The sequence below is a fragment of the Candidatus Methylomirabilota bacterium genome, from assembly GCA_035936835.1.
GTDB lineage: Bacteria > Methylomirabilota > Methylomirabilia > Rokubacteriales > CSP1-6 > AR37.
This window is the reverse complement of the sequence record DASYVT010000173.1, coordinates 1-8,839: the sequence shown is the minus strand read 5'-3', so window position 1 is coordinate 8,839 and position 8,839 is coordinate 1. Positions and strand designations below refer to the sequence as shown.

The 8,839-nt window shown below is 69.6% G+C and carries 7 protein-coding genes; 5 read left to right on the top strand and 2 right to left on the bottom strand.

Going from position 1 to position 8,839, the window contains the following annotated elements; genetic code table 11:
- Positions 1-139: 139 nt before the first annotated feature.
- The 4 genes from VGV06_15460 to VGV06_15445 all read left to right on the top strand — a co-directional run bounded on the left by VGV06_15460 (position 140) and on the right by VGV06_15445 (position 5,285).
- Positions 140-2,185 carry a hydantoinase/oxoprolinase family protein gene (locus tag VGV06_15460; protein HEV2056543.1) on the top strand — a complete coding sequence of 682 codons (2,046 nt, stop codon included), beginning with the start codon at positions 140-142 and terminating at the stop codon, positions 2,183-2,185.
- Between the two features lie 300 nt (positions 2,186-2,485).
- Positions 2,486-2,782 carry a type II toxin-antitoxin system HicB family antitoxin gene (locus VGV06_15455; protein HEV2056542.1) on the top strand — a complete coding sequence of 99 codons (297 nt, stop codon included), beginning with the start codon at positions 2,486-2,488 and terminating at the stop codon, positions 2,780-2,782.
- The gene (locus VGV06_15450; GenBank protein HEV2056541.1) at positions 2,782-3,006 is read left to right on the top strand and encodes a type II toxin-antitoxin system HicA family toxin; all 225 of its coding nucleotides are present in this window, start codon (positions 2,782-2,784) and stop codon (positions 3,004-3,006) included. Before VGV06_15455 ends, VGV06_15450 begins: the two co-directional genes overlap by 1 nt.
- A 590-nt stretch (positions 3,007-3,596) precedes the next feature.
- Entirely contained in the window at positions 3,597-5,285 is a 1,689-nt protein-coding gene (locus VGV06_15445) for a hypothetical protein (protein ID HEV2056540.1), read from the top strand.
- A 36-nt stretch (positions 5,286-5,321) separates the two neighbouring features.
- On the opposite strand, the gene VGV06_15440 is transcribed toward VGV06_15445, so the two are convergent.
- Positions 5,322-7,643 carry a pyruvate dehydrogenase gene (locus tag VGV06_15440; GenBank protein ID HEV2056539.1) on the bottom strand — a complete coding sequence of 774 codons (2,322 nt, stop codon included), beginning with the start codon at positions 7,641-7,643 and terminating at the stop codon, positions 5,322-5,324.
- 52 nt (positions 7,644-7,695) lie between these two features.
- On the opposite strand from VGV06_15440, the gene VGV06_15435 reads away from it, so the two are divergent.
- Positions 7,696-8,586 carry a DMT family transporter gene (locus VGV06_15435; GenBank protein HEV2056538.1) on the top strand — a complete coding sequence of 297 codons (891 nt, stop codon included), beginning with the start codon at positions 7,696-7,698 and terminating at the stop codon, positions 8,584-8,586.
- A gap of 128 nt (positions 8,587-8,714) precedes the next feature.
- Here VGV06_15435 and VGV06_15430 read toward each other — a convergent pair.
- Positions 8,715-8,839, bottom strand: a 125-nt coding sequence (locus VGV06_15430) for an IS110 family transposase (GenBank protein HEV2056537.1), incomplete at its 5' end; no start/stop codon positions are given.

Genomic DNA, 8,839 nt, shown 5'->3' with positions numbered 1-8,839 from the left:
TTCGACATCGTCTCCGCGGGCGGCGGCGGCTGGGGCAAGCCGTCGCGCCGCGAGCCGGCGGCCCGCGCCTCCGACCTCGAGAACGGCTTCGTGACGCGGAAGGCCGGCTCGCGCGGCCGGAAGCGCGGGAGCCGCTGACATGTACCGCATAGGCGTCGACGTCGGCGGCACCTTCACCGATCTCGTAGCGGTGGACGGAGAAGGGCGCGTAGTCATTGCGAAATCCGCCTCCACGCCAGAGGATCCGTCGATCGGCGTGATGGACGGTCTCGGCCTCCTCGCGGCCGAGCTCGGCGCCGACGTCCGGTCGCTGCTGGCGGCCACCGATTTGATCGTCCACGGGACCACCGTGGCGACCAATGCGCTCATCGAGCGCAAAGGTGCCAAGGTCGGCATGCTCACGACCGAAGGGCATCGCGACATCATCGAGATGCGCGAGGGACTCAAGGATGACCGCTACAACCTGCGCATGCCCCCTCCCGTCCCCCTCGTACCGCGAGCCAGGCGGCTGGGCGTGAGAGAGCGCATGCGCTTCGACGGCAAGGTCGCCACGCCGCTGGACAGGCGCTCTCTCGAGTTAGCCGTCGCGCGGCTCAAGCGGGACGGCGTCACGTCGGTCGCCGTCTGCTATCTCCACTCCTACCGCGACGGGCGGCACGAAAAGGCGACCCGCCGGGCGCTCGGACGGATGATGCCCGACGCGTACGTCAGCCTCTCCTCGGAAGTCCTGCCCCAGATCAAGGAGTACGAGCGCTTCGGCACCACCGTGGTGAATGCCTACGTCGGCCCGGCGCTGGCCGTCTACCTGGGTCGCCTCGACGAGCGGCTCAAGGCGGGCGGCTACCGGCGCCAGGTCCTCATCATGCAGTCCCACGGCGGCGTCGCCGGCATCGCGGACTCGGTGAGACTTGCCGCGGGTGCGGTGCTCTCCGGCCCCGCGGGCGGCATCGCGGGCGGCCGGCACGCGGCGCGGCTCTTGGGAAAGGCTGGGGGCCACGGCGACCTCATCACCTTCGACATGGGCGGCACCTCCACTGACATCGCGCTCCTCCAGGGCGGCGAGCCCCAGCTCTCCGGCGACAAGGCCGTCGGGCCGAGCAAGGTCGCGCTGCCGGCCATCGACATCCACACGCTGGGCGCGGGCGGCGGATCGATCGCCTACGTCGACGCCGGCGGCATCCTCCACGTCGGTCCGGAGAGCGCGGGCGCCGTGCCCGGACCGGCCTGCTACGATCGAGGCGCCGTGGCGGCGACGGTCACCGACGCCAACGTGGTGCTGGGCTTCCTCGACCCCGCCAACTTCCTGGGCGGGCGCGCGCGCCTGAATGCCTCGGCGGCGGAGCATGCCGTCGGCGCGGTGGCGAAGCGGCTCGGCACGACCCCCGTGGCCGCCGCGGAAGGCATCCAGCGCGTGGTCAACACCAACATGGCCGAGGGCATCCGCCTCGTGTCGGTGCGCCGCGGCGCCGACCCGCGCCGCTTCGCGCTCCTGGCCTTCGGCGGCGCGGCGGGGCTCCACGTCACCGAAGTCGCGCGCATGCTCGAGATCAGCCGTGTCGTCGTGCCGCGGGTCGCCGCGGTGCTCTCGGCGTGGGGCATGCTCGCGACCGATCTCCGCCACGAGCTGGTGCTGACCCACGTCGGCGAAGCGCAGAAGGTGGGCGGGGCGCGGCTCCGCAAGCTCTTCAAAGACATGGAGGCGGAAGGTCGCCGCCGGCTCGGCGCGGACTTCACGGGACGCGTTCGGGTGCGTCGCGCCGTGGACATGCGCTACGGCGAGCAAACCTTCGAGATCACCGTCCCGCTCGAGGACGTGAACGTGGGCGCCGTGGACCTCATGGACCGGGTCGTCGAGCGCTTTCACCGCCGCCACGAGGAGCTCTACACCTACAGCGCCCCCGGCCAGGACGTGGTCCTGGTCAACGCCCGCGTCGCCGTCGTCGGCGAGCTCCCGAGCCTCCCCGCCGAGCGACCAGCCGGCGGCAGCGACGCGCAGCCGAAGAGCCGTCGCGTGTACATCGGCCGATGGCTCGATGTGCCCGTGTACGACATCGAGCGCGTGCCAGCCGGACTCGAGGTCAAAGGCCCGGCGATCTTCGAGTCCTCGACGACCACCGTGGTGCTGCGCGAGAACGAGCGCGTAGCTGTCACACCGCTTGCCTGGCTCGACATCGGGCTGAGGTAGTCGGAACGGGATCCGAACCCGTGTTTCAGTGCTGCGTGACCTTCAACCCAGTCGTGGTGGTCGTGTCACGCAGGTAGCCAAGCATGGTGTCGAAGGTGCGCAAGGGTTTGCCGGCCCAGTTGATACTGATCTGCCTGAACAAGCGATGCTCAATGGGATTCCACTTCGAGCAGCCGGTGGCGTAATGGCAGACGGTCACCGTCAACCCGGGTTGGTCGCTGAGTTGGCTATGGTAATCGACACTCGAGTTTGACATGGTCGACGTCTGGTCCGCCAGGTCGTGCTATGGTCGTGGTCGAGATGAAACTCACGGTCATCCTCTCGCCTGAGCCCGACGGCGGCTACTCGGTGATCTGCCCGGCCATCCCCGGCTGCGTGTCACAGGGCGACTCGCTCCCCGACGCCCTGAAGAACATCCGCGAAGCGATTCAGCTCTGTCTCGAAGTGCGTCGCGAGGACCACCTGCCACCGGTGGTTGAGACACCGGAGATGATCGCGCGAGAGGTTGAGGAGTGCCTTCGGGATCGTGCCCAGGAGGGACTCCCGATGACCATCGAGACACGCGAGGTGGACCTAGAAGCTCCCGTAGCGGCCTGATGCCCCGTCTTCCCCTGGTGTCGGGGCGAGAAGCTGTGGCCGCCTTCGGGCGCGCTGGATTCGACGTCAGACGGCAGAGGGGCAGCCACATCATCCTGACCAAGGTCGGACGGGCGGAGACCCTATCCATCCCGGACCATGCCGAGCTGGCCCCGGGGACGCTTCGTGCCTTAATTCGGAAGGCGGGTCTCACCGTTGAGCAGTTCCAAGGCCTCTTGCTGTAAGGAGAATAGAAGGCGGCTTCCCGTCATCGGCCTCAGTTGTTCCGGTTGTAGTCGAAGGTCTGCACCTCGCCCGAGCACACCGCCGCCACCGGGTAACACTCCCCGACGCTCCAACGGGCCCTCAGATCTCTGCCCGATGCACGCCGGCGATCGCCCCTCAGCGTCAGGATGAGTGAGAGCGTCCCTCGCGTCTGACGTTCTTCGCGACGCTCGCCATCCAGATCGGGGTCCGCGTGGTATCCTCCACCACGTGAAAGGCTCCGGCGCTCTGTCACGTTCTGCCGCTAAGCCCCCGTTGGACACCGGCCGGGCCGCGGCCCTGGTGCGGTGATCCGGGAGCACTGATTTCGGAGGCCGCCATCGCTCAGGTTTCGTCCCTCGTACTGGCCCGCTTTGCTCGCTTGCCGCGTCGCTCAGGGGATACGTGGCAAGGCGGCATCCTCCCCATGCCCATGTGGGTGGACGGCCCCGATGGCACGCCGTATCGGCCCCGGGGCGGGGTGTGGGTCAGCCTGGAGACGGGCCTCGCCAACGTGAAGCTCGCAGAGTCGAACGGAGAAGACGGGACAATCGCCCTCGACGCGCTGCTCGTGCTGGGCCTCAAGTTCGCGCAAACGCGCCCGGCGGCGATCCAGGTCGCCGACAGGGCGCTCGGTGAGCAGATTGCCCGCGCGCTTGGTGACGCGGAGCTGGCGGTGACCGTCGACCCCCGCCTCGACGAGGTGAAGTCGATGGTGGCGCGGATGGCGGCGGAGACGAACGGCGAGCCGCATCCGGCAGCGCGCGACGGCGCGGGCGTAACCGTGGAGCGCATGCGGGCATTCGCCACCGCGGCGCGCGACTTCTATGCCGCAGCGCCCTGGCGTCACCTGAGCGACGAGGACCTGATCCACGTGGAGGCGCCGAGAGTGGGCGGGCCATTTCGTCATGTGACGGTCCTCGGACGCGCCGGTCAAACGTTCGGGCTGGGGTTCTTTGCCTCCGCGAAGGACCTCGACAAGTTGCACGCCTCCCCCGAGCCCGAAACCCTTCTGGAAGACGGGGGGCGCTGGGCCGTCCTTTTCGGCGCGCCCTGGGAGACGCCATTCTCCGACCTCGACCTGTGGGAAGAGCAAGGGTTCCCGTTGGCGGCGGCCGGGGCGTATCCGGTGGCGGCGTGGTTTGGCGCGCCGGGCCGGATGCGCCGCCCGGATGCGCGCGAGCTGGGTGACATCGAGACGATACTGCTGGCGCTGTCCCGCACCACGGAGGCCGAGATCGACCAAGGCCGCTGGAGTCACGAAGTCATCGCTCACGATGGCCCCCGCCCTGTCACCCTGGTCATCCCGGAGCTGCTCCGCCCGCTGGATGCACCGCCTGACTCTGCTCGACACGGCATGCCAGACCGTCGCGTCATGGAGCGCGTGCTGCTCGAGGTGCAGCGCTTCGCGGCCACCCAGGAGTTTGCCAGCGAGTCCGAGATGAACGACGCCATCCAGGCGAAGTTCACGGGCTCGATGGACACCATCGCGTCAACAGCCGGCACGCCTGAGGAGCGCGCGCAGGATCTGGTCTACCGCGCCATGGATGCGCGCGGCCGCCGCCGCATCCAGCTGGCGCGCAAGGCCCTCGATCTGTCCGCAGACTGCACCGATGCCTACGTCCTCCTCGCCGAGGACTGCGCCGACCTCGGCCAGGCCCGCGACCTCTATGCTCAGGGTGCGGCAGCGGGCGAGCGGGTCCTCGGGTCCACCGTCTTTTCAGAAGAGGCCGGGCACTTCTGGGCCGACGTACGCACGCGGCCCTACATGCGGGCGCGGTTCGGCCTGGCCCGATGCCTCGAGGATCTTGGGCAGCGTCACGAAGCGCTCCCGCACTACCGCGAGCTGCTCCGCCTCAACCCCGGCGACAACCAGGGTGCCCGCTACGCCTTTCTCAACGCGCTCCTGCTCGCGGGCCGGGACGACGAGGCGGGAGCGTTGCTTCTCCAGTTCGGCGACGAGCCGACGGCGGTCTGGCAGTACGGCGGGGCCCTCTGGGCCTTTCGCCGCGAGGGCGATTGCCCGGCCTCACGCAAGCGGTTGCGCGCGGCGTTTCGCTCGAACCGCCACGTGCCGGGCTATCTGATGGGCGACAGCGAGTGGGCGAGCTCCGCGCCACAGTCGTATGCCATGGGCAGCCGGGAGGAGGCGGTGATCTGCGTCGACGAGCTGGGTGACGCCTGGAAGGCGACATCCGGCGCGCTGCAATGGCTCGCGACCCACGCCCCTGCCGGAAAGCGCCGGAAGCGTCACCGTTGATCCGCGTCTCACGCCGGATCGCGAATTTCGGCTCGGCTAGCGGACTCTTCCGAGTAACGTCTGGGCGGCTCGAAGCATAGAGGGAGCGTCGATGCCGTAGTGGGCGTAGAGATCGCGGCGGCTGCCGGACTGGCCGAAGTGGTCCACGCCGAGGGCCAGCTGGGGGACGCCGAGCGCCGAGCCAAGGAAGGCGAGGCCGTGCGAGTGGCCGTCGTGAACGGAGACGACGGGCACGCCCTCCTCCTCCGCCGTGACCAGCTCCTCCAGGTAGGGGCGCGGGTCGCGAAGTCCCCGGTAGAGCCTGTCGGGGCTCGTCACGACGAATACGTTCGCAAGGACGTCCTCGGCGCGGAGCGCCCGCGCCGCTTCCACCGCCTCGGGCACCATGACGCCCGCGGCGAACAAGTGGACGGCGTTCGTCTCGGGATCCCAGCCCGGCTCCCCGCGCGCGTCGATCAGCCTGTAGCCGCCCTTGAGCACGGCGCGCCGATACTCCGGGCTCGCCGCGAACGCCAGTGACTGGTCCACGGGCTTGGTGGAGAGGCGCAGGTAGAGGCTCTCGCCCCTCTCGCGATCGAGGAGCGACCGGAGCGCCTCGAGGAGGATCCACTCGACCTCGAGCGCGAAGGCGGGCTCGTAGTACGCGATGGCGGGCAGCGCGACGCCGATGCCGGGCGTGATCACGGACTGGTGGGCCCCGCCCTCGGGCGAGAGGCTCACGCCCGATGGCGTCGCGACGACGATGAACTTTGCTCCCGCGTAGAGCGCGTGGTAGAGAGCGTCGAGCCCGCGCGTAACGAACGGGTCGTAGAGCGTGCCGATGGGCAGGAGCGGGACGCCGGAGAGCTCGCGCGAGAGGCCGAAGGCACCCAGCGCAAGGAAGAGGTTGTGCTCGGCGATGCCGAGCTCGACGTGCTGTCCCGCGGGGGACTCCTTCCACTGCATTAGCTGCGGCGTCTCGGCGAAGAAGTCGGGCCTTGCTAAGGGCGCCCACACGCCTTTCCGATTGATCCAACCCGCGAGGTGGGTGGTCACGGCGACGTCGGCGGAGAGCGTGACGATGTGCTCGCCCGTGGGCAGACGGCCGAGCCTGCCGAGCGCGCGCCCAAAGGCCTCCTGGCTCGAGGCCTGCGGCGGGTAACTTTCGTCCAGGCTCTCGGGAATGACGGGCGCCTCACCGTGGAGCGGCGGCTCGGAGAAAGGCGCGGGCCGGCTCCGAATCCACCGCGCTTCGGGGCTCGACTCGGGGAAGACGTTCCATTCCATTCCCGCGGACACTCCGAGCGATTCGCGCAGCGTCTCCATCTGCGCGGCCGTCAGGAGCGCGCCGTGGTTCATGGGATCGCCCGCCAGCGGCAGCCCCCAGCCCTTGATGGTCTGCGCCAGGATGACGCACGGCCTGTCGTGCTGGCTCCCAGCCTCGTCGAAGGCGTCGAGGATCAGCGGGAGATCGTGCCCTCCCACGTCGGCGACGGCGGCGGCCAGCACTTCGTCGGAAAGATTTCCCACGACCCGGTCCAGCGCTCCGTCCACTTGTCCGTCGGGGGCCGTGACGAGCGCCTTCCTCACCATGCCGGCGGAACGGCGAAGCAGCGCCTGGTACTCCGCGTTCGCCATGGTCTCGAGGCGGGCCCGGAGGCGCTCCCCGCCCCGCTTGGCGAAGAGCGCCTGGAGCCGACGCCCCCATCGCAGCTCGATGACGCGCCAACCGGCGGCGCCGAACCAGTCGGCGATCTGGCGTCGCCGGGTGTCGGGAACGACGCGATCGAGGCTCTGGCGATTCATGTCGACGATCCAGAGGAGGTTGCCTAGCCCCGCCACGTGCTCTTCGAGGAGCGACTCCCACACGTTGCCTTCGTCGAGCTCGGCGTCGCCCACCATGGCGATGAAGCGTCCGCCAGGGCGCGCGCCCCAGTGGTCGCCCCAGTGGTCGCCAATGTATCGCCGCGCCAGCGCGGCAAACGTCGCCGTCACGGCGCCCAACCCCATGGAGCCCGTCGAGAGATCGATGATGGAGGGATTCTTTCTGCGGCTCGGGTAGGCCTGGAGCCCGCCGAGCACGCGCAGGCTCCGGAGATCGTCGGCGGCAAGACGCCCGCGCAGGTACTCGATCGCGTAGAGCACGGGTGAGGCGTGGGCCTTTGACGCCACCAGGTCGCCCTCGCGGAGCGCGCTGAAGTAGAGCGCCGTCATGAGGCTGACCACCGAGGAGGACGAAGATTGATGCCCCCCGACCTTGGTGCCGTCTGGGTTGGCGCGCGTGTTGGCGTGGTGGACGGAGAGCGCGGCGAGCCAAAGTACCCGGCGCTGGATGCTCTCGAGCACGGCCAGATCGGCGCGCGGATCGGCGGAGGTCATCGGCTCAATACCTTAGCCCATTTCGCCGACTCTGGTAAGGTAGCGGCACGCCGTGACCACCCTGTCCCCTCAGGCCGTGGGCGCGCTCTGTGCGCTCGGCTCCGCGCTCACGTGGGCGGTGACCAGCCTCCTCGTCCGCACCGTCTGCCCGCCGCTCAACTCCGTCGCCGTCAGCGTGCTCCGCTCGCTCATCGGCGGCGGGCTGCTCCTGGCATGGGTGCTCGCCACCGGCGGGCTTGCGAAGCTCGGCGACATGTCGGCGGGAACCTTCGCTCTGCTGGCCGTGTCGATCGTGCTGGCCATCGCCGTGGGCGATGTCCTTTTCTTCGAGAGCGCGCGCTTCCTGGGCCTGGCGCGCGCCATGACGGTGTCCATGACCTATCCCTTGATGGGGGCAGTCCTGGCCGCGGTCTTCCTCGGCGAGCCCATCACGGCCCGGGTCGTCGCGGGCTCGCTCGTGACGCTCTCGGGGCTGGCGGTCATCGTGCGGACCCGCCCGGCCGATGGTCTACACGAGGGACGCACCCGATTGGGCCTGGCAGCGGCGACGGCAGCCGCCGCCGCCTGGGCCGTGTCTCTCCTCGTGCTAAAACCCGCCATGGGCTCGCTCGACGCTGTCACGGCCCAAGCGGTCAGGCTGCCGCTCGCCGGTCTCCTACTGATGGCGACACCGTGGGGCTGGGGCGCGCCGGCCCAGATGAGGCGCGTGGACCGAGGCGTGCTGGCGCGCGTCGGCCTCCTCGGCGCGGTCACGGCGGGAAGCTCGGTGCTCTTCGTCACGGGGGTGAAGCTCGCCGACGTCGCTGTCGCGGCGGTGCTGTCCTCGACCGCGCCGCTCTTCGCGATTCCCCTCGGGCTCATCTTCCTGGGCGAGCGGCTGACCGCCCGCGCCGCCTTTGGAACGCTCGTGACGGTGGCGGGGCTCGTGCTGCTGCAGGTGTAGGACTCCCCTCACCCTACCCTCGCCCCAGCGGGGAGAGGGAGGCTTCGGAACCCTCGCCCCAGCGGGCTGAGGAGCCTTCGGAACCCTCGCCCCCGTCGAGGGGGAGAGGGTAGCGACTGTCTTAGGTGTCAAGCGTGCTGAGCCATGACGAGGGCCCAGCGGGTGTGATGCTTGAGCATCGCGTTGAGGATCGTGAGCAGCTTGCGCATGCAGGCCGTGAGGGCGACCTTGGGCGCCTTGCCCGCGGCGCGCA